This is a genomic window from Brachybacterium tyrofermentans (assembly GCF_039526165.1).
Classification (GTDB): Bacteria; Actinomycetota; Actinomycetes; order Actinomycetales; family Dermabacteraceae; genus Brachybacterium; species Brachybacterium tyrofermentans.
Window position 1 is genome coordinate 91,329 of the sequence record NZ_BAAAIR010000042.1, and the last position, 19,649, is coordinate 110,977.

Below are 19,649 nucleotides of genomic sequence, written 5' to 3' on the forward strand. Positions count from 1 at the left end.
AGAGGTTGCCGCTTATATTTCGTAAATCCTTTTGCGGATGTGATCGTCCGCACGTCGCGACGTGGTCGTCGCTGAACAGAGGCCCGTTGGGTGCTCTCCGCGACGACCGCCCGCGTACCGTCCCCGAGAAGCCGGAGAACCGACGATGACCCGTGAGGCTCAGCGATGACGCAGCCCACCGCGACCGGTCGACGTGAGGTCGCCCTGGAAGAACCGCTCCGCCCGGAGTCCGCTCTCCCCGGCGTGACCGGTGCGAAGCGCCGTCGCGGAGCAGGTGGCCGCGGGGCGTACTTCCTGCGCCGCCTGGGGAGCTATCTCGTGGTGATCTGGGCTGCGGTCACCTTGAACTTCTTCATCCCGCGCTTCATGCCCGGCGACCCGGCCGAGGCGATCCTGCGCAAGATCCGACAGACCACGGGCGAGCCGCCGTCGGATTCCCAGGTCGCCTCCGTGCGCCGCATGTACGGCAACCCCACCGAGAACATCGTCCACCAGTACTTCGACTACTGGGTGGGCGTGGCGAAGTTCGACTTCGGTGTCTCGACCGCGCACTACCCCACCCCGGTCTCCGAGATCGTGCTGCAGGCGCTGCCGTGGACCCTGTTCCTGATCGGGGTGAGCACGATCGTCGCCTGGATCATCGGCACGATCCTCGGCGCGGTCATGGGGTGGAAGCCCGGCAACCGCTTCGACTCCTGGTTCGCTCCGCTGTCCACGTTCTTCCACGCCTTCCCGGGTTTCTGGATCGCGCTGGTGCTGCTGTGGATCTTCTCGATCACGCTGGAATGGTTCCCGGTCTCAGGCGGATACGACACGTCGGTCCCGATGTCCCTGAACAACTTCTACTTCCTCCTCAGCGTCGTGTACTACGGCGCCCTGCCGATGTTCGCCCTGATCTTCATCGGCTTCAACGGCTGGCTGTTCTCGATGCGCAACGTCATGGTCGCCACCGTCACCGAGGACTACGTGCTGATGGCCCGTGCGAAGGGGCTGCCGGAGAAGAAGGTGCTGTTCAACTACGCGGCCCGGAACGCGCTGCTGCCCAACGTCACCGGTCTGGCGATGGCCATCGGCGGCGTGATCGGCGGCGCGGTGCTCATCGAGGCTGTGTTCACCTACCCCGGCATGGGATACCTGCTGCAGACCTCCATCACCGGGCACGACTTTCCGGTCATGCAGACGGTCCTGCTGCTGCTGACCTTCACCGCGATCGTCGCGAACTTCATCGCCGACTCGATCTACGTGCTCCTCGATCCGCGCGCGGCCGACACGAACTGAGGCGCCCCATGTTCACCGGATTCCTCCACAACCGCCGCGTGCAGGTGGGTCTGCTCGCCTTCGGCCTCTGCGCCGTGATCGCGATCTTCGGCGACCTGATCCTGACGGTCTACGGCTTCGGCCCTCTGGACGTGGACTACGACTACGTCGCCAGCGCGCCGCTCCAGGGCGGACACCTCCTGGGCACCACGATCTCGGGCCAGGACGTGCTGTCCCAGCTCATCGCCGGTGCCCGCGGCTCCCTCGCCGTGGGAACCCTGTCGGCGCTGCTGGCCTGCACGATCGGTGCCCTCCTGGGCGTCTCGGCCGGCTTCGTCGGCGGAGCGTACGACACCGTCGTCAACGCGATCACGAACGTCTTCATGACGATGCCGTCCTTCGCCCTGACGCTGATCGCGGCCGGGTACATCTCCGCCGCCGGTGGTCCCGGATCGGCTGGGATGGGCTGGGTGATGATGGCCTTCCTCATCGGCATCTTCGAGTGGCCCGGCATGGCCCGGTACATGCGTGCACAGACCCTCACCCTGCGCGGCCGTGACTTCTCCATGGCCACCAAGCTGCTGGGTGAGAAGACCTGGCGCCTGGTGCTGTTCGAGATCATGCCTCACCTGCTGGGCATCATCTCGGCGCGCTTCCTCGCGGCGATCATGGCCGGCATCCTCGCCGAGGCCGGCCTGAACTTCCTGGGCGTCTCCACCGGCGGCGTCATCTCCTGGGGAACGATGATCACCAACGCCCAGAACCAGGGCGCGCTCACCCTGGGCTTCTGGTGGTGGTTCCTGCCCCCTGGCCTCGCGATCGCCGTGATCGGCACCGCGACGGCGATGGTGAACTTCGGCCTGGACGAAGTCACGAACCCGAAGCTGCGGACAGGCAACGAGAAGGTCGTCCGCGCCTTCCTCAGACGTCAGCGGGCCGAGGCACGCGCAGAGCAGCGCACCGCCGTCACGGCCTCGACCTGACAGTTCCACCCCTCCACTCCTCCTGCAGTTCTCCCTGATATCCCTTCCGCACGAATCAGAGGTACAGACATGACCACGAGCTCCACACGACGCACCTTCCTCGCCGGCACGGCCGCGGCGGCAGCCGTCGGCGCAGCCGCAGGGTGCAGCTTCGACAAGACCGCCGGTGGCGGCGGCAGCGACGGGGGCGGCGACGGCGCCAAGGCCTTCCTCAACGTCAACTCCTTCGGGCCCCGGCCCACGTTCATCGAGAACTTCAACCCGTTCTCTCCGACCGACGGGGTGATCGGCTCGAACTACCTCTACGACACGCTCGGGTACGCCGACGTGAACAACAAGTACGAGATCGTCCCGTGGCTCGCCCAGAGCATCGACTTCGACCCCGAGGCGCGCACAGCCACCGTGACCCTCCGCGACGACGCGACCTGGTCCGACGGCGAGAAGATCACCACGGCTGATCTGGTCTACACGGTGATGGAGCTGCCGGCGCAGGCCGAGAAGCAGAAGGCCACCGTCACCAGCTACGACTTCGAGGTCGCCGCGGTCGACGATCTCGTCGCGACGGTCTCCTGGAGCGAGGAGACCGCCGATATCAGCGGCGACCGCACGCTGGCCGCGGTGCCGCTGTACCCGAAGCACGTCTTCTCCACCGAGGATCTCGCGACGTTCACCAATGCCGATCCTGTGACGTCCTCGCCGCTGGTGGTGGACGCCTTCACCCCGCAGCGGGTCTCCTTCGCGGTGCGCGAGGACCACTTCATGGGCGCCTGGGACCACATCGGGACCGTGAACTGGACGCCGTACGGCAGCGCCGAGATCGGGAAGTCGATGGTGCTGCAGGGCACGATGGACATGGCGACCCTCTCGCTGCAGAACGCCGAGGACACGATCGTGGCCAAGGGGAACCACTACTGGACCGTGGAACTGGTGGGCACCGAGAGCCTCATCTTCAACACGGCCAAGGCGCCGCTCGACGACAGGAACGTGCGCCGCGCGATCTACGCCGCGCTGGACACGGACCAGATCCACTCGCTGTTCGACATCGGCCTCGCCTCGACCAGCCCCACCACCATGGACGAGAAGATCTTCGGTGAGGACGTGGTCGAGGAGTACCGGACCCCGCACGCCGCGGACCAGGAGTTGGCCAAGAAGCTCCTGGCCGATGGAGGCTGGACCGTGGAGGGCGGCAAGCTCGTCAAGGACGGCACGTCCTACCCGGTCTCCTTCAAGACGGTCGCCGACTATGTCAACTGGTCGACCTGGTCCGACGGCGTGAAGGCGCAGCTCAAAGAGGTCCTGGGCCTCGACGTGGCCGTGCTGAAGATCCCGGACGCGCAGATCTGGGACCAGTTCGCGAGCGGCGAGTTCGAGATCGGCATGAACTGGGTGGGCGGCGGCCCGCACCTCTCCGCGGTCTACGCCGACTTCCATTCCAAGAATGCCGCGCCGATCGGTGAGGCCGGCGACGGCAACTACGGTCGCGTCGAGAACCCCGAGCTGGACGAGCTGCTGGACGCCTCCCGAGTCGAGTACGACGAGACGAAGCTCCTCGAGCTCAGCCAGCAGATGCAGAAGATCGTGGTGGAGGAGGGGTACTGCGGACCGTTCAACGCCTCGGCCTCCTTCCTCGAGGCCAGCGGCAAGAACTTCGAGGGCTTCCCGCAGAGCCCGCTCGGCGAGGGCGACATCATCCCGCGCCCGTACGGCCCGGAGGGCTGGCAGACCATGGCCAAGCTCAAGCCGATCGGCTGATGCCTACGGGTGGGTGGGCGGCGGATCCGCTCACCCGCCCGTCGGCCCAGCTCGTCGGCCCCGCTCGCACCCGGGGGTCCTCGACCCGCAGAACCCCCAGAATCCGCAGTCACCCAGTACCCAAGGAGTCCACCGTGGCCCGTCGCGATGTCGGAGACGTCCTGCTCGAGGTGCAGGACCTCAGCGTCGACTACCTGACCCTCAACGGAGCCGTCAGCGCCGTCTCCCATGCCTCCTTCGCGCTGCGCCGGGGAGAGATCCTCGGGCTGGCCGGGGAGTCCGGGTCCGGGAAGTCGACGCTCACCACCGCGCTGCTGCGCCTGCAGCGATCGCCGGCGGTCACCGTGGGCGGGAAGGTGCTCTATCACGGTGACGACGGGATCGTCACGGATCTCGTGCCCCGCACCGACAAGGAGCTGCTGCACCTGCGGTGGAACAAGCTCGCCATCGTCATGCAGAGCGCGATGGACGCCCTGAACCCGGTCAAGCGGCTCGGTGCCCAGTTCGTCGACGTGCTGCGCCAGCACGATCCGCGGATGACCGAGAAGGCGGCGCTCGAGCGGGCCGGCGACCTGCTGGCCCTCTCCGGCATCCCTCGGGACCGGGTGGACTCCTTCCCGCACGAGATGTCCGGTGGCATGCGCCAGCGATCCCTCATCTCCTTGGCACTGGCCTGCGACCCCGATCTGGTGGTGATGGACGAGCCCACCACCGCGGTCGACGTGGTCATGCAGCGCACCATCATGAGTCAGGTGCTGCGACTGCAGCGCGAGCTGGGCTTCGCGATCGTGTTCGTCACCCACGACCTCTCCCTGCTTCTCGAGCTGTCGGACCGCCTGGCCATCATGTACGCCGGGAAGATCGTCGAGATCGGGCCGTCGACCGAGCTGTACCACCACCCCAGTCACCCGTACACGAAGGCGCTGCGGGACTCGTTCCCGCCGCTGTACGCGCCGCTGGTCGAGATGCGCGGGATCCCCGGCACGGCACCGGACCTCATGAACCTCCCCAAGGGCTGCGCCTTCGCACCGCGCTGCACCCGGGCGATGGAGGTCTGCGGCACGACACGACCCGAGCTGGTGCAGGTGAGCGAGAAGGCCGACGCGGCCTGCCATCTCAACGACCCCCAGAGGGAAACCGTGGGCGCGGGTCCATCCGACGCCCGCTCCGAGAACGGACACGCAGCATGACCACGACAACCAGCCGCACCGAGCACCCCCGACAGGACGCGGAACGTGAGGTCGTCCTCGAAGCCCGCGACGTCACCAAACACTTCACCGTGCGCGGCTCGAAGGGCAGCGCCATCGTGCGCGCTGTCGAAGGCATCGATCTCGAGCTGCATCGCGGAGAGATCGTCGCCATGGTGGGGGAGTCCGGGTCCGGGAAGACGACCGTCGCCCGTCTGCTGAGCCTGTACTACCCGACCACCGGTGGGGAGATCCTCCTCGAGGGGAAGCCGGTCAGCCACGTCACGGGGCGCAAAGCTCTGAAGTACTACGGCCAGGTGCAGCTGCTGTTCCAGGACCCCTTCGCCTCCCTGAACGCGTTGAAGCCGATCCGCCACATCCTGGGCCGGGCTCTGAAGATCCACGGCAAGGCCCGTGGCGCGAAGCAGGTCGAGGAGCGGATCCATGAGCTGTTGACCCGCGTGAACCTCACCCCACCCGAGCAGTACATCGATAAGTACCCCCATGAGCTCTCCGGCGGTCAGCGCCAGCGGATCGTGATCGCCCGTGCGCTCGCCGTCGAACCGCGGGTGATGCTCGGCGACGAGCCGATCTCGATGCTCGACGTCTCCATCCGCCTGGATGTGCTGAACCTGCTCAAGAAGCTGCGCGACGAGGAGGGCCTGGCCCTGCTCTACATCACGCACGACATCGCGTCGGCCCGGTACATCGCCGACCGCATCAACGTCATGTACGCCGGGCAGATGGTCGAGGGCGGCAGCTCCGAAGAGGTCATCCACGACCCGCAGCATCCGTACACGCGCCTGCTGCTGGACTCCTCCCCGGACCCCGGCCGTGGCCTGGAGGGTGATCAGCAGTCCCTCTTCGACGAGGTGGGGGATCTCGGCGAGCCGCCCAGCCTGATCACCCCGCCGAAGGGATGCCGTTTCAACCCTCGCTGCCCCTTCGCGATGGACATCTGCAACGAGAAGGAGCCGGAGAAGGTCGAGGTCTCACCCGGTCACTGGGCGAAGTGCTGGCTGCATCAGGAGGGCAGGGCGGATCTGCTGAAGCAGCGGAACATCCAGTTCGGGGTCCCGATCGAGACCGCCGCAGCGGAGGCCGGGATCGATACGGTCAACGCCGAGGACATCCTGGACCGGACCGTCGCCCTAGAGGGCGAGACCACCGCCGACCTGGGACCGTTCCAGCCCTGACCCGGGTGCCGGACGCCGGGCGCCTCAAACCCGGTTCGAGGGGGTGACCGGGACGTCGTCCGGCAGCAGCTCTGAGAACTCCTCGAGGATCTGCTTGCCGCCCTTCTCCTCCCAGTCCCGGAGAGCGGCCTTGAAGTCGTCGATCGTGCCGCGGCCCTGGATCGCCTCGTCGCGCGCCTCGTCCAGGCGGGTCTTGATCTTGGTGCCGAGACGCGAGTTGGTCGGCGAGTACAGGCCCTTGATCGGGCTCTTCTGCGCCAGGGGCAGCAGCTCCTGCTCGCACTCGTAGATGTAGCGGGTGTCCTCGGGGATCGGGTTGTAGATGACGCCTTCGCCCGCAGCCATGATCTGCAGGGCGCTCTGCAGGCCGGGCACGTTCTGGGCCCCCGCCTCCGTGAACACGTAGTTGCCGTCCTCGACCGTGTACTCCTTGCCCTCGGTGCCCCAGTTGACCTGCATGTACTCGGTGGTCCCGAAGGGAGCAGACAGATAATCGACCACGCTCAGCAGCTCGCGGATGCGGGCCTCGTCAGCAGTCTTGCGGAACGGGGTGAAACCGACAGTGCCGTACCCCATGTCATAGGTGGGGATGCGCCCGTCGACGGCAGGGAACGGGATCAGGATGTCGCCCAGGAGATCGGGATTGTTCAGGCGAGTCTCCGCCGCACCGCGCGGCCCCACCGAGACCATCGCGGCAAGGGTGCCGTTGGCCAGCAGCTGGGGTGCTTCCGCGAGGTTCAGGTCGGGATAGAACGCCCCTGCGGCGAACAGCTCACGAGCGAACTCGAGAGTTTCGAGGTACTCGTCGGTCTGCTGCGCGGCGGTGAGGCTGCGGTCCTCCTCGACCCTATATCCGTTGGGCATACCGAACCATTCGCCGATCATATGGAACGCATTGGGCAGGAAGGGCTCGAGCGCCCAGCGCTTGCCCGGGATCGACAGCTCCTGGCATTTCTCCAGGAACTGGGCTGCGCTCTCGGCGGTGAATCCGTCCACCTCCTGCCAGACCTCCGGATTGCCGACGTAGACCTGGCCGAAGGGTGTCGACGGGATGGGAGCTCCCCAGATCCTCCCGTTGACCACCGCGGTGCGCCAGGAGTCCTGCCGGAGAGCGGCGAGGTTCGGGTACTCGAGCACTGCGTCGCCGGCCAGGTAGTCGGTGAGATCGGTGAAGGCCGCATCGAGCATCGGCCCGATGTTGGGTATGCCCTGGTTCGGCGGCACCCACATGAGATCCGGCAGATTGCCCGAGGCCAGGGTGGTGGCGAACTTCGAGGGATAGTCGTCCACCACCACGTCGAGATCGAGCACGCCACCCATCGCCGAGTTCAGGCGCTTCCAATAGGGGTTGCGGTCCATCGGCGGAGGAGGGGTCTGGAAGGTCTGGGTCAGGCCGGAGATCGTGCCCGAGGTGATGGGTCTGCCTGAGGTGGTCGAGATCAGCTGCTCGGGGACCGTCAGGTACGCGTCATGGAGACCATCGGCATTGCCGACCAGATCCGGGGCGAGTCCTTCCAACGGCTGATAGGTCGGCAGGGTGATGTCCGGGACGTCGGGAAGCTCCGGCTCGGGCCGGGGGCCGCACGAGGCGGCGCCGGCTCCGAGCGTGAGTGCTCCGGCGGCGGCGAGGACGTGGCGACGTCGGGGTTCGGGGCTCATGGGTGCCTTTCTCGAGGGCAGTTCGTTCAGCCCTTGACGGCGCCGGTGATGACGCCCTTGGAGAAGTACTTCTGGAGGAAGGGGTAGACCAGCAGGATCGGGACCAGCGCCACGACGACGACGGCCATCTTGATCGACTGCGGGGCGGCGGTCTGCTGGACGCCGAGCTGGTCCGCAGTCATCGATGTGCCCTGGATGACGTAGCTGCGCAGGATGAGCTGGATCGGCCAGAGCTCCTGGTCGTTGATGTAGAGCATCGCGTTGAAGAAGGCGTTCCAGTACGCCACCGCGTAGAACAGCCCGATCACGGCGATCACCGCTTTCGACAGCGGGATGACGATCTGCCAGAGGATCCGGAAGTCGCTGGCCCCGTCGATGCGGGCGGCTTCGAGCAGCTCCTGGGGCAGCGCCATGAAGAACGAGCGCATCACGATGAAGTTGAAGGCGGCGAATGCCGTCGGCAGGATCAGGGACCACAGGCTGTCCAGCATGTGCAGTTCTTTGATCATGAGGTACAGCGGGATCAGCCCGGGGGAGAAGAACATCGTCAGCACGATCGCCAACAGCATCGGCTTGCCGAACAGGACCGGGCGGCTGAGGGCGTAGGCCATCGTGATCGTCACGAACAGCGCGATGAGCGTTCCAGCCACCGTCACCAGCACGCTCACACCCAGCGAGCGGAAGATGAGCGGGCTGGCGAAGATGGTGCGGTATGCCTCGAGCGTCGGCTCGGTCGGGAAGAGCACGTAGCCGCCGGCCTCGCGGATCTCTGCGTCCGAGGCGAGCGAGGTGGAGACCACGACGAGCATCGGCACCAGGATCGAGATCGAGATCGCGAGGATCACGAGGGTCTTGAGGAGGGTCAGCGAGGGGGAGGGCCTCTCCATCCATGCGGGCCGTTCCGAGCGTCCGCCGATCAGGTCCCAGAGCCGTCGGTGGAATCCCCGTTCGTCCGGCAGCGCGGAGCGTGTCGAGTTCTCGAGGGGGTGCGTGGTCGATGTGCTCACTTGCTGCTCCCGCGGTAGATGCCGTCCTCACCGAGCAGGTGGGCGATCTTGTTGGAGGCGAGGATGAGGACCGTGCCCACGACTCCCTTGGCCAGGCCGGCGGCCGCGCCCATCGACCAGCTGCCGTCGATCACGCCCGCGTAGTAGCTGTACGTGTCGAGCACTTCGGCGGCATCGGGGCCGACGGCGTCTCGCTGGAGGATGAACTGCTCGAAGCCGACGGTGAGGATCGACCCGAGCTGCAGGATCAGCAGCAGCACGATCACCGGGCGCATGCCGGGAAGCGTGATATGCCAGATGCGATGGAGGCGTCCTGCGCCGTCCGTCGCGGCGGATTCGTACAACGAGGCCGGGATGGAAGCGAGCGCCGCGAGGAAGATGATCATTCCCCATCCGGCGTCCTTCCAGACCACCTGCAGGGTCACCAGCAGGGGGAAAGTGCTCGGGTTGGTCATGAAGGGGATCGTGTCCATGCCATGGGAGGCCAGGAACTGGTTGATGAACCCAGCGCCGCCCAGCATCTGCTGGAACAGGGCGATGACCAGCACCCATGACAGGAAGTGCGGCAGGTAGACGATCGACTGGAAGGCCTTGCGGAAGCGCGGCGTCATCACCGAGTCGACGATCAGCGCGAGCACGATCGGGACCGGGAAGAACAGCACCAGCTGGACGACCGCCAGCACGAGCGTGTTGCGCAGAGCGATCAGGAACTGCTCGTCGTTGAACAGGTCGATGAAGTTCCACAGCCCTACCCACTCGGCCTCGGGGATCGTGATGAAGGGGTAGTAGTCCTGGAAGGCGATGACATTGCCGAGGATGGGACGTAGAAGAACAGCAGCAGGCACAGGGCCCCAGGGATCATCAGGACGAGCATCTGCCAGTCCTTCCGCACCCGGTTGCGGAAGGTGCCCCGTGGTCTCCGGGGCGCGGACGATGTGCTCCGAGCGGCCCTCACCACCTGCGGGGGCGGTGCGGGGGATTGCGCTGTCGAGGTGGTCACGAGATCGGTCCTCTCGGTCGGCGCCCCGGGGAGGCGGCACTCACCCGTCGGCATCGGCACCTTGACAGGGTGAGATCGAGAGTAAATGCTTTCACCTACTTTGTAAATCGGTTCAAACTCGTGGAGCGTTCGCCTCCCGCGCCGACCCTGCTCGGGGGAGGATGGGACGAAGCGCGTCATGCACCTCATCGAAAGTGGTTCCCTTCATGTCTGACCTCAAGATCGGAGTCGTCGGCTTCGGCGCCCGAGGCGGCCTCGCCCGCCACGCCCACCAGCCGGGGGAGGGATCCCGCGTCACGGTCGTGGCCGACCCGACGCCTCGCAGCAAGGACTCGGCCCGCGAGCTGTTCGGGGACGACGTCGCGACCGTCGACGACGTCGACCAGCTGCTCGCGGAGCACGAGGTCGACGCGGTCATGATCCTGACCCCCGACTTCGCCCACGCCGAGGTCGCGCTGAAGACGCTCGCCGCCGGCATCCCCACCTTCTCGGAGAAGCCCATGGCGATCCGGGTCGAGGACACCGACGCGATGCTCGCCCTCGCGATGGAGAACCGCACGCGCCTGTTCGTCGGCCACAACATGCGCCACATGCCGGTGATCCGGCAGATGAAGGCCATCGTCGACTCTGGGCGCATCGGCCGGGTGCGGGCGATCTGGTGCCGCCACTTCGTGGGCACGGGCGGCGACTTCTACTTCAAGGACTGGCACGCGGACCGCTCCAAGGCGACCTCTCTGCTGCTGCAGAAGGGCGCCCACGACATCGACGTGATCCACTGGCTGGCCGGCGGCTACACACGCCGCGTCTCCGGCATCGGCGACCTCGCCGTCTACGGAGACGTCACCGATCGCCGCGACAACTCCGACCGTCGCATGTGGGACTGGTACGACGAGGACAACTGGCCGCCCACGGAGCAGAAGGAGCTCAACCCCGTCGTGGACGTCGAGGACATCTCGATGCTGAGCATGACGCTCGACAACGGGGTGCTCGCCTCCTACGAGCAGTGCCACTTCACCCCCGACTACTGGCGCAACTACACCGTCATCGGCGACGCCGGACGGATCGAGAACATGGGAGACGGCAGCGGCGACCAGATCCACATCTGGGAGTCCCGCCGCTCCGGGCCCGGCCGCCCCGACGCGGTCGAGGTCATCGCGCGGGCCGACGGCGGCCACGGTGGCGCCGACCCGAGCCTGGTCGCAGAGTTCCTGCGCTTCGCCCGCGAGGGCGGGATCACCGACGTCTCCGTCATCGCGGCCCGGGAGGCCGTGGCGACCGGCGTCTACGGGGCCGAGTCGATCCGGAACGGCGGCGTCCCCTACGACATCCCGCCCGTCCCCGCCGACGTCGTCGAGTACTTCGACGGCGGCCAGCAGGCTCCCCAGAACACCCGGACAGTCGCGGTCTGAGCGCATCGCGACGACCCCGGAGAACACCGCTACCCCAGGAGGATTTCCCATGATCGAGTTCGGCACCGGCGGCTGGCGCGCCATCATCGGCGACGAGTTCACCCGGGAGAACGTCCGCCTGCTCGCGCAGGGGCTCGCCGACAGGATGCACGAGGAGGGCGTGGTCGAGCGCGGAGTCGTGCTCAGCTACGACCGCCGTTTCCTGTCCGACGTCGCTGCCTGGTGGGCGATCGAGGTGCTCGCCGGCAACGACGTGCCGGTCACCGTGATCACCCGCCCGGTCCCCACCCCGATGTGCATGTGGACCGTGAAGCAGAAGGGCAGCGCCTACGGGATCACGGTCACGGCCTCCCACAACCCCGCTCTGTACAACGGCATCAAGGTGTTCACCGAGGGTGGTCGCGATGCCGAGCTCGAGGTCACCGACGAGATCACCGCGCACGTCAGGACCCTGGACCCGGCTGCGGTGCGCTCCCTGGCCCCGCACGAGGTGGCGGACAGCCCGCTGGTCACCCAGCAGAGCTCGATCAACTGGTATCTCGACGCGATCATCGAGCAGCTGGATCTGGACGCCATCCGCCACGCCCACCTCTCGGTGGTGCTGGACCCCATGTTCGGCGTGGCCCAGACCAGCCTGCAGACGATCCTCGTCAGCGCCCGCTGCGAGGTCTCCGTCATCAACGCCCGCCACGATCCGCTGTTCGGCGGCCGCATGCCGTCCCCCGCGGAGGGCTCGCTCTCGCCGCTGCGCCAGGCGGTCCTGGATCAGGGTGCAGACCTCGGCATCGCCACCGACGGCGACGCGGACCGGCTCGGCATCATCGACGACCTCGGGAACTACCTCAGCCCCAACCAGGTGCTCGTGCTGCTGTACGAGTACCTGCTCACCGGCAAGGGGTGGAGCGGGCCCGTGGTCCGCAACCTCTCGACCACGCACCTGCTGGATCGGGTCGCCGCCGCTCATGGCGAGGTCTGCCACGAGGTCCCCGTGGGCTTCAAATGGATCAGCTCGAAGATGGCGGAGACGGACGCCGTCATCGGCGGCGAGTCCTCCGGCGGGCTCACCGTGCGCGGCCACATCCCCGGGAAGGACGGCATCTACGCCGGCAGCCTGCTGGTGGAGATGGTGGCCCGCTCCGGGAAGACGCTCTCGGCGATCTATGCGGACCTCGTGGCGCGCTACGGCGAGCTGGTGATGGAGGAGTCCTCCTACGGCTACACGCCCGCGCGCCGCGACGAGCTGCAGCGACGGATCTTCGAGGAGCACGATCTGCCCGGCTTCGAGCGGGAGATCGACCGGACCTCCTGGGAGGACGGCTGCAAGGTGTACTTCGCCGACGACTCCTGGCTGACCATCCGCTTCTCCGGCACCGAGCCGGTCATCCGGGTGTTCGCCGAGGCGCCGACCGCCGAGGAGGCCAAGGATCTGTCCCGGACGGTCGCCGACCACTACGGGCTGAAGGCCTGACGCCGGCCCGTCAATGCGCCCGCCGTCCCGTCAGGGAGCCCGCCGTCCCGTCAACGCGCCCTGCGTACGGAGTCCTTGTAGCCCTGCGGCATCGGGGCGGTGAGCACCTCGTCGGCCGTGAACCAGCGCAGATCGGAGTGCTCCTCGCTGACCTGCAGCGACGAGCTGTCGGGGAGGGTCGCGCGGTAGGTGACGATGCAGACCCGTCCCAGCTCGCCGAGGTCGTAGATCCACGAGTCCAGGATCGGGCCGACGTCGACCGCGAGGCCGGCCTCCTCGAGGAGCTCGCGCCGCAGCGTGTCCTGGGGCGAGGCGTCCTCGGGGTCGGGCCGGCCGCCCAGCAGCTCCCATTCCTGACGCGGGTTCCGTCCCAGCAGCACGCGGCCGTCGGCGTCCAGCAGGACGGCTTTGATCGAGACCGCGAGGCTCATGATCCGGCGCCCGTGGTCGCGGCCGGTCCGACGCCGGTGGCCGCGGCCGGTCCGGCACCCGTGGTCGCGGCTGATCCGACGCCTGTGGCCGCGGCCGTCCCCGTCGGCCCCGTGCCCGCCGAATCCCGCGCCGGCACCGCGCGCTCGTACTGGAACCATTTCTCGGTGACTGCCTCGACCGGGTCGATGCCCATCTGCTGCGCATAGACCAGGCACATGCCGAGCACGTCGCCCACCTCGTCGGCCAGCACCTTCCGCTGAGCATCGGCCGCCAGCCCGCGGTCGCGGCTCTGCCCGGTCGCGGTCAGGTGCGCCTGCGCGAGCTCCCCGACCTCCTCGGTGAGCTTGAGCAGCGCCCATTCGCCGGAGCGTTCGATGCCGTAGACCTCCGCGTACTGGGTGGAGAGCTTCTCGATCCGGGCGGCGATGTCGTGGAGGTCCATCCCGGCACCCTATGTGTGGGGTCGTGCGCTCTCGTCCCGGCGCACCGAGGTCGAGCCCGCCGTTCGACGCCGGGCCCACCGGTCATGCGATGACGTCGTAGGCCGCGAGGGCCGCTCGCACCTCATAGACGGCGGAGGAGCCGGCGTGCACCGGGAGCGACGCGGCCACGTAGCCGTCGGGCCGCACGAGATACAGCCGATCCGTGCGGAGCCGGGCCTGCGGGTCCGGGGAGAAGTGCAGCGGTCCATCGACCCAGGTCGGGACGTCGATCGGCCGGCCGGCGTCGGCCCCATAGGTGTGGAGCTGCCAGCTCATCGCGCGCAGGGCCTCGGCGTTCTCCGCGGTCGGGGGAAGGCGCAGGCCGACGGCGGGATCGGTGGCCCACTGCGGCACCGGCGCCTCCGCGGGCACCGGGTGGTAGCGGATCCGGTACTGGCCGAGCAGGCCGCCGACGTAGGGGCCGAGACGCGTGCTGAGCAGCCGCGGCGCGAGCTCGGCCATCACATCCCGGGCCCGTCGGCGCAGGAAGGCCGTGCCGCGGCCGGGTCGGGCGACGAGCCCGAAGGCGCGGTCGGTGGCGGTGATCAGGGTCGTCGCGACGGGTCGACGCTCGCTGTCGTAGCGGTCCAGAGCCGCCTCGGTGCACCGCCCGGAGGTGACGTCGGCCAGCAGGTGCGCGAGGTGGTGGGCATCCTGCAGGCCGGTGTTCATGCCCTGGCCGCCGAGGGGTGAATGCACGTGCCCGGCATCGCCGGCGAGGAAGGCGGCACCCTGCCGGAAGCGCGGGGCGATGCGGTGGTGCACGCGGTAGGTGGAGAACCAGTCGACCCTGTCGTAGTCGATGTCGAGGTCGGCGCGGGCCTCCGCGAGGGCAGATTCCTGCTCGGGATGCTCATCGCCGTGCAGCCAGATCAGCCGCACATGGCCGCCGGGCCCGAGCGGGAACAGGACCGCGAACTTCTCGTCCCCGAAGCGGGCGGCCAGGGACTTGTCGGGCAGCCCGGTGACGCCGTGGAGATCTGCCACGCAGAACGTCGCGTCATCGGTGACACCGTCGAAGGGCAGGCCCAGCTCGTGGCGCACGGTCGAGCTCGCCCCATCGGCGCCGATGCACCAGCGCGCCCGGATCCGCAGCGGCCCGTCCGGGCTGCTGACCAGTGCTTCGACCGGGCTTCCGGAGGGTGCGTCCAGCGACTCCAGCGCATGCCGCCACAGGACCGGACGGCCCTCGTCGGCGAGGACCCGGGCCAGCAGCTCCTCGTTCCGGGACTGCTCGAAGACCTGGACTCCGGGGAACGGAGTCTGACCCTGCTGCATGCGCTCGATGTCGACGCCGCTCGCGCTCGACAGCAGACCGCCCGACGCGCTCTCCGCACGGATCTGCATGCCCTCCGCGGCCACGGCCCCGTCGATCACCTCCTGCGCGAGACCCAGCTGGTCGTAGATCTCCATGCTGCGCGCCTGGACCACGATCGCTCGCGACTCCCGCGTGGGTCCGGCCTTGGCGTCGATCACGAGGGCAGGCACCCCGCGCCGGGATAGGACCAGGGCGGCCATCAGTCCGGTGGGCCCGGCGCCGACGACGAGCACGTCTGTCTCCAGCAGCGGCAGACCCTTCTCCGTCGCTGCAGTCGATGACTGCGACGTGGCCGACTCCGTCGTCGCTGGTGGTGTCGTCATGGGAGGCGCCTTTCCTCGGCACGTCCGGTATGGGCGTGCTTCTACGGTAGTGCGCGGGGTCAAGGGCAGGAAGGGGAGCACAAGATCAGCCCGCCGTCGCTCAGGCGAGAACCTCATCCCGTCCTGACGACAGAGAGCCACCGACCCGTCCTGACGACAGAACGAGCCGTGCGTTCTGTACGGAGAGTGAGGCCTGTCTGCACAGAACGTACGGCTCGATCAAGGGTGCCGGGCATCGGGACCTGCCCGTCGGATCAGCCCTTCTGCCGACCCTTGAACCGGGGGTCCTTCGTGTTGATCACGTAGATCCGGCCGCGGCGACGCACCACCTGGGCGCCGGGCTTGCGGATCAGGGACCGCAGCGAGGAGCGAACCTTCATCAGGCACCCGCAGTCTCTGCGGCACCGGCACCGGCACCGGCACCGGCATCGTCAGCGGCGGCCGGCTGAGGGGCGGACTTCCCGTAGCGACGACGGAACTTCTCGACCCGGCCTGCGGTGTCGAGCACGGTCGCCTTGCCGGTGTAGAAGGGGTGGGAAGCCGAGGAGACCTCGACGTCGATCACGGGGTACTCCCTGCCGTCCTCCCAGGTCACCCTCTTGTCGGAGGTACGGGTGGAGCGGGTCAGGAACGAGAAGTCGGCGCTCGCGTCGCGGAAGACGACGCTGCGGTACTCGGGATGGATAGCTGTCTTCATGGTCGAGTCCTCTCCGGGTGATCTCTCACCGGAACGTTGTGGTTGGGGTTGTTGTTGTTGTGGCTGGCAGGCGACCGGACGGGCCCGGTTCCTCACCGCGGCGCGTCGTGGTCACCAGCTGGATTTCGTGATGCCGGGCAGCTCACCGCGGTGGGCTGCGGCCCGGAAGTGGACTCTCGAGAGCCCGAAGGTCCGCAGGTAGCCGCGGGGCCTGCCGTCGATCGCGTCGCGGTTGCGCAGGCGGGTGGGGCTGGCGTCCCGTGGTAGACGCTGCAGGGCACGTTGGGCCTGGACCTTCTCGGCGAGGGTCGTCGACGGGTCCTTGATCGCGGCCTTGAGGGCGGCGCGGTGCTCGGCGTGCCGGGCGACGGTCCCCCGTCGGCGCTGGTCAGCGGCGATCTTCGAGGTCTTCGCCATCAGCGCTCCTCGCGGAACTCGACGACGGCGCGAGCGCGCGGATCGAACTTGCGGGCAGAGAGCCGATCCGGGGTGTTCCGGCGGTTCTTGCTGGTCATGTACGTGTAGCCGGTGCCGGCGGTGGAGCGCAGCTTCACGGTGCCGCGCACGTCGTTCTTCCTGGCCATGGGTATGGCTCCTTTCAGATCTTCTCGCCGCGGGAACGGATCTCGGCCACGACGGCCTCGATCCCGCGGCGATCGATGGTGCGCAGGCCGCGTACGGAGACTCGGAGCCTCACGGTGCGGCCCAGGGACGGGACGTAGAACCGCTTGCGCTGGATGTTGGGGTCGAACCGGCGCGAGGTGCGTCGATGCGAGTGGGAGATGGACTTCCCGAAGCTCGGTGCGGCTCCGGTGACTTGACAGTGCTGGGACATGCTCAGCGATACTATTAATGAGAATCGTTATCGTCAAGTAAGGAAGGTGGTGTCGGCATGACCGACGTCCACGGGTTCGATCAGTTTCAACGACCGCGGGGTGATGGGCATTCCCTGCCTGTCGCCGTGGTCACGGCCATCGATCCGGTGCTCCGGGATGCGCTGGTCGCGAGCCTGCTGCTCGACGGCCAGGGCGTGGTCGAGCTCCGCTACGAGGTGGATGCGGCCTCTGCCGCACTGCGCCGCCTGATCCTGCGGGCCGACGGTGTGATCGAGGACGAGGTCATCCACCTCGAGCACCCGTGCGTCTCCTGCGCCATGCGCGAGGACGCCGTGCCGACCCTGGCCCGTCTCGCGGGGGATCCCCGGTGCGCCGGTGTGCTGCTCGCACCTCCCCTCAGCGCCGATCCCACGGTCGTGGTGGGAACTCTGCAGCCCCATCAGGACCGCTGGCATCTCGCAGGTGCCGCTGCGGTGCTCTCCTCCGACTCCGCACTGGATGATCTGCTCGGGGACGCCACGCTCGCCGAGCGCGGCGTGCAATGGGCCGACGGGGACCAGCGAAGCGTCGGCGAGGCGCTCGCCGCGCAGATCGAATACTCCGACCTGCTCGTCGTGGACGGAGATCCTCGCTCGGAGGGCGCTGAGCTGCTGGAGCATCTGCGTGCCCCGGATCAGATCCTCGCAGCCGGGCCGCACGAGGTCGGGCTCGACCAGGTTCTCGGAGGGCACCTCGATCATCTCGTCGGCCTGCGCCGACGCGACATGCGATACGTCGAGCCCTACGGCGGCCTGACCGCGCACGGCACCTGGACGCTCGACCTCACCTCCCGGCGACCGTTCCATCCGCAGCGCCTGCTCGAGAACATCGAGGACCTGGGATCCGGGAAGCTGCGCAGCCGGGGTCGGTTCTGGGTCCCTGACCGGCCCGACAGCATCTGCCAATGGGACGGCGCCGGCGGTCAGGTCTCCGTCGGCGCCGTGTGGAAGGCGGGTCTCGAGCTGCCCACGACGCGCCTGGTGGTCACCGGCGTCGACCCGGCCGATCGGGAGCGGGTGCGCGGGGCCTTCGGGCGCAGCCTGCTCACGGCGGACGAGTGGTCCGACGGTCTTGCCCCGTGGCTCGGCGCCGAGGATCACCTTGCGCCGTGGTTGGGGGCCCGGGACGCGACCGTCTGACCGGACGCGGTCAGGCGGTCAGGACCCCGGTGCGGCCGTAGCGGCGACGGAACTGCTCGATCCGGCCCGCGGCGTCGCGCACGGCGGCGCGGCCGGTGTGGAAGGGGTGCGAGGCGGAGGAGATCTCGATGTCGATCACCGGGTACTCCTTGCCGTCCTCCCAGGTCACCGTGGTGGACGACGTACGGGTGGAGTTGGTGAGGAACGAGTGGTGGGCGCTCGCGTCACGGAAGACGACGGGGCGGTACTCGGGGTGGATGTTCTTCTTCATGGTGTTCTCCTCGCCTGCTGGCGGACGCGGCCTGGTGGGGTGCGGTGCCGGTCGACCGACGCTCGTGCCGAGAGCCGTTGACGTGAATTTTCAACGACGCGAGTGGGCGGCATATTCCCCGTCGGCCGGACGGATTCCGGCCGGCCCGTTCCCAGGCGGCGGGAGGGTCCGTCGCACGAAGGCGCGATGGGCGAGGATCGTGAGCGTCAGCAGGGCGCCGACGCTGATCACCCCGATCAGAACATGGAGGATCCCGCTGGTGGTCGCATCCCAGGCGGTGTGCATCACGATCGCCCCGACGTAGGCGACGGCCAGGGCGAGCACCCCGCGCGGCTTGTGCGAGGTCTCCACCAGGAACCACAGGGCCGCGCAGATCGCGCCGGTCCAGGCCACGTGCCCGGCCGGCACGAGGATGCCGCGCAGGATCAGGGTCGAGTCGAGCGCGCCCAGCCCGCCGCTGCGCGACAGCAGGGCGTTGAACCCGTAGCCCATGGTCTCCAGGACGGCGAACCCGGTGCCAGCGGCGATGCCGATCACGATGCCGCCGCCCCGGGTGCTGCGATGGGCCAGGCCCAGCACGATCAGCGGGACCACGAGCTTCGCGGTCTCCTCGATCACGCCGACCAGCAGGATCGAGGCCTTGCCCAGCAGCAGCCCGGCGATGGTCTCGCCCAGGCCTGCCGCGCAGAGTCCGAACAGCCCGCCCAGGGCCACCGTGACCAGGACGGTGCGGGTGGGCACGAGCGGGCCGACCTTGCTCGACTGGGCGAACAGCAGGACCGTGAGGGGAATGGTCGCGGCGCCGACCAGCAGCACGGTGGGCAGGATCGTGGGGTTCCGGGTCAGCAGCATGATGACGAAGGTCGCTACGTAGGCGAGGGTTCCGACCACCAGTGCGAGGATCCACGAGAACCGCAGGTACCAGGGATAACGAGCGGTGCTCGCGGAACCGGCTGGTGGGGTCGACGCGAGCGACGGGGCCGGCCCGGCCCGCGGAGCCGATCGCGCCTGCGGCATCGGCGGGGGACCGGACCGGGCGACGGTCGGGGCCTGCGGGGGGATGACTGGCTGCTCGCTCATCGGAGGATCCTTCCTGGAGCAGGATCGGACCCGCCCACCCGAGGTGCGGCGTCGTCGGAGCGGCGGCGTCGCCCTCAGTATGTGCCCGGTGCCCGGTGCCCGGTGCCCGGTGCC

General features: G+C 68.3%; 21 protein-coding genes. 8 read left to right on the forward strand and 13 right to left on the reverse strand.

All coding sequences use genetic code 11. From position 1 onward, the window contains the following. Window positions 1–165: 165 nt before the first annotated feature. From ABD093_RS11790 to ABD093_RS11810, 5 genes are all read left to right on the forward strand, one after another. Window positions 166–1,278: an ABC transporter permease gene (locus ABD093_RS11790; RefSeq protein ID WP_343924635.1), complete on the forward strand. Its 1,113-nt coding sequence runs from the start codon at window positions 166–168 to the stop codon at window positions 1,276–1,278. Between the two features lie 8 nt (window positions 1,279–1,286). After that, a complete protein-coding gene (locus ABD093_RS11795; protein ID WP_343924637.1) occupies window positions 1,287–2,240 on the forward strand; it encodes an ABC transporter permease in 954 nt (317 codons plus the stop codon). A 69-nt stretch (window positions 2,241–2,309) separates the two neighbouring features. Further along, the gene (locus ABD093_RS11800) at window positions 2,310–3,992 is read left to right on the forward strand and encodes an ABC transporter substrate-binding protein (RefSeq protein ID WP_343924639.1); all 1,683 of its coding nucleotides are present in this window, start codon (window positions 2,310–2,312) and stop codon (window positions 3,990–3,992) included. Window positions 3,993–4,126: 134 nt separating this feature from the next. After that, on the forward strand, window positions 4,127–5,182 hold the full coding sequence (locus ABD093_RS11805; protein ID WP_343924641.1) for an ABC transporter ATP-binding protein: 1,056 nt from the start codon (window positions 4,127–4,129) through the stop codon (window positions 5,180–5,182). Then, window positions 5,179–6,375, forward strand: coding sequence for an ABC transporter ATP-binding protein (locus tag ABD093_RS11810; protein WP_343924643.1), 1,197 nt, complete (start codon window positions 5,179–5,181; stop codon window positions 6,373–6,375). Before ABD093_RS11805 ends, ABD093_RS11810 begins: the two co-directional genes overlap by 4 nt. A 24-nt stretch (window positions 6,376–6,399) precedes the next feature. Here the strand turns inward: ABD093_RS11810 and ABD093_RS11815 are convergent, their stop codons facing one another. From ABD093_RS11815 to ABD093_RS11825, 3 genes are read right to left on the reverse strand one after another with little or no spacing between them, the layout of a single operon-like run. Continuing rightward, on the reverse strand, window positions 6,400–8,034 hold the full coding sequence (locus ABD093_RS11815) for a type 2 periplasmic-binding domain-containing protein (protein ID WP_343924645.1): 1,635 nt from the start codon (window positions 8,032–8,034) through the stop codon (window positions 6,400–6,402). Window positions 8,035–8,060: 26 nt separating this feature from the next. Then, window positions 8,061–9,041 (reverse strand): carbohydrate ABC transporter permease, encoded by a 981-nt coding sequence (locus tag ABD093_RS11820; RefSeq protein ID WP_319021516.1) that lies wholly within the window; start codon window positions 9,039–9,041, stop codon window positions 8,061–8,063. After that, window positions 9,038–9,886, reverse strand: a complete 849-nt coding sequence (locus ABD093_RS11825; protein WP_343924647.1) for an ABC transporter permease — start codon at window positions 9,884–9,886, stop codon at window positions 9,038–9,040. The genes ABD093_RS11820 and ABD093_RS11825 overlap by 4 nt, the downstream gene beginning before the upstream one ends. Window positions 9,887–10,247: 361 nt before the next feature. Here ABD093_RS11825 and ABD093_RS11830 point away from each other — a divergent pair, with 361 nt between their 5' ends. Further along, window positions 10,248–11,450: a Gfo/Idh/MocA family protein gene (locus ABD093_RS11830; protein WP_193116617.1), complete on the forward strand. Its 1,203-nt coding sequence runs from the start codon at window positions 10,248–10,250 to the stop codon at window positions 11,448–11,450. A 49-nt stretch (window positions 11,451–11,499) separates the two neighbouring features. Then, on the forward strand, window positions 11,500–12,918 hold the full coding sequence (locus ABD093_RS11835; RefSeq protein WP_343924650.1) for a phosphoglucomutase/phosphomannomutase family protein: 1,419 nt from the start codon (window positions 11,500–11,502) through the stop codon (window positions 12,916–12,918). Between the two features lie 50 nt (window positions 12,919–12,968). On the opposite strand, the gene ABD093_RS11840 is transcribed toward ABD093_RS11835, so the two are convergent. The 8 genes from ABD093_RS11840 to rpmB all read right to left on the reverse strand — a co-directional run bounded on the left by ABD093_RS11840 (window position 12,969) and on the right by rpmB (window position 17,005). Then, complete coding sequence (locus tag ABD093_RS11840; RefSeq protein ID WP_193116619.1) at window positions 12,969–13,349, reverse strand: NUDIX domain-containing protein; 381 nt, start codon at window positions 13,347–13,349, stop codon at window positions 12,969–12,971. Continuing rightward, window positions 13,346–13,792 (reverse strand): nucleoside triphosphate pyrophosphohydrolase family protein, encoded by a 447-nt coding sequence (locus ABD093_RS11845; RefSeq protein WP_193116620.1) that lies wholly within the window; start codon window positions 13,790–13,792, stop codon window positions 13,346–13,348. Before ABD093_RS11845 ends, ABD093_RS11840 begins: the two co-directional genes overlap by 4 nt. An 82-nt stretch (window positions 13,793–13,874) precedes the next feature. Beyond that, complete coding sequence (locus tag ABD093_RS11850) at window positions 13,875–15,473, reverse strand: FAD-dependent monooxygenase (RefSeq protein WP_343924653.1); 1,599 nt, start codon at window positions 15,471–15,473, stop codon at window positions 13,875–13,877. Between the two features lie 254 nt (window positions 15,474–15,727). Then, complete coding sequence (gene rpmJ / locus ABD093_RS11855; RefSeq protein WP_193116622.1) at window positions 15,728–15,853, reverse strand: 50S ribosomal protein L36; 126 nt, start codon at window positions 15,851–15,853, stop codon at window positions 15,728–15,730. Beyond that, entirely contained in the window at window positions 15,853–16,170 is a 318-nt protein-coding gene (locus ABD093_RS11860; RefSeq protein ID WP_343924656.1) for a type B 50S ribosomal protein L31, read from the reverse strand. Before ABD093_RS11860 ends, rpmJ begins: the two co-directional genes overlap by 1 nt. 111 nt (window positions 16,171–16,281) lie before the next feature. Beyond that, window positions 16,282–16,587 carry a 30S ribosomal protein S14 gene (rpsN, locus tag ABD093_RS11865; protein WP_193116624.1) on the reverse strand — a complete coding sequence of 102 codons (306 nt, stop codon included), beginning with the start codon at window positions 16,585–16,587 and terminating at the stop codon, window positions 16,282–16,284. Then, a complete protein-coding gene (rpmG, locus tag ABD093_RS11870; RefSeq protein WP_193116625.1) occupies window positions 16,587–16,754 on the reverse strand; it encodes a 50S ribosomal protein L33 in 168 nt (55 codons plus the stop codon). The genes rpsN and rpmG overlap by 1 nt, the downstream gene beginning before the upstream one ends. Before the next feature lie 14 nt (window positions 16,755–16,768). Further along, a complete protein-coding gene (rpmB, locus tag ABD093_RS11875; protein WP_193116626.1) occupies window positions 16,769–17,005 on the reverse strand; it encodes a 50S ribosomal protein L28 in 237 nt (78 codons plus the stop codon). Window positions 17,006–17,062: 57 nt separating this feature from the next. Here rpmB and ABD093_RS11880 point away from each other — a divergent pair, with 57 nt between their 5' ends. Then, window positions 17,063–18,184 carry a CobW family GTP-binding protein gene (locus tag ABD093_RS11880; RefSeq protein WP_343924659.1) on the forward strand — a complete coding sequence of 374 codons (1,122 nt, stop codon included), beginning with the start codon at window positions 17,063–17,065 and terminating at the stop codon, window positions 18,182–18,184. A gap of 10 nt (window positions 18,185–18,194) precedes the next feature. On the opposite strand, the gene ABD093_RS11885 is transcribed toward ABD093_RS11880, so the two are convergent. After that, the gene (locus ABD093_RS11885) at window positions 18,195–18,455 is read right to left on the reverse strand and encodes a type B 50S ribosomal protein L31 (RefSeq protein WP_193116628.1); all 261 of its coding nucleotides are present in this window, start codon (window positions 18,453–18,455) and stop codon (window positions 18,195–18,197) included. A gap of 90 nt (window positions 18,456–18,545) precedes the next feature. After that, window positions 18,546–19,535 (reverse strand): PrsW family intramembrane metalloprotease, encoded by a 990-nt coding sequence (locus ABD093_RS11890; RefSeq protein ID WP_343924661.1) that lies wholly within the window; start codon window positions 19,533–19,535, stop codon window positions 18,546–18,548. Window positions 19,536–19,649: the final 114 nt, after the last annotated feature.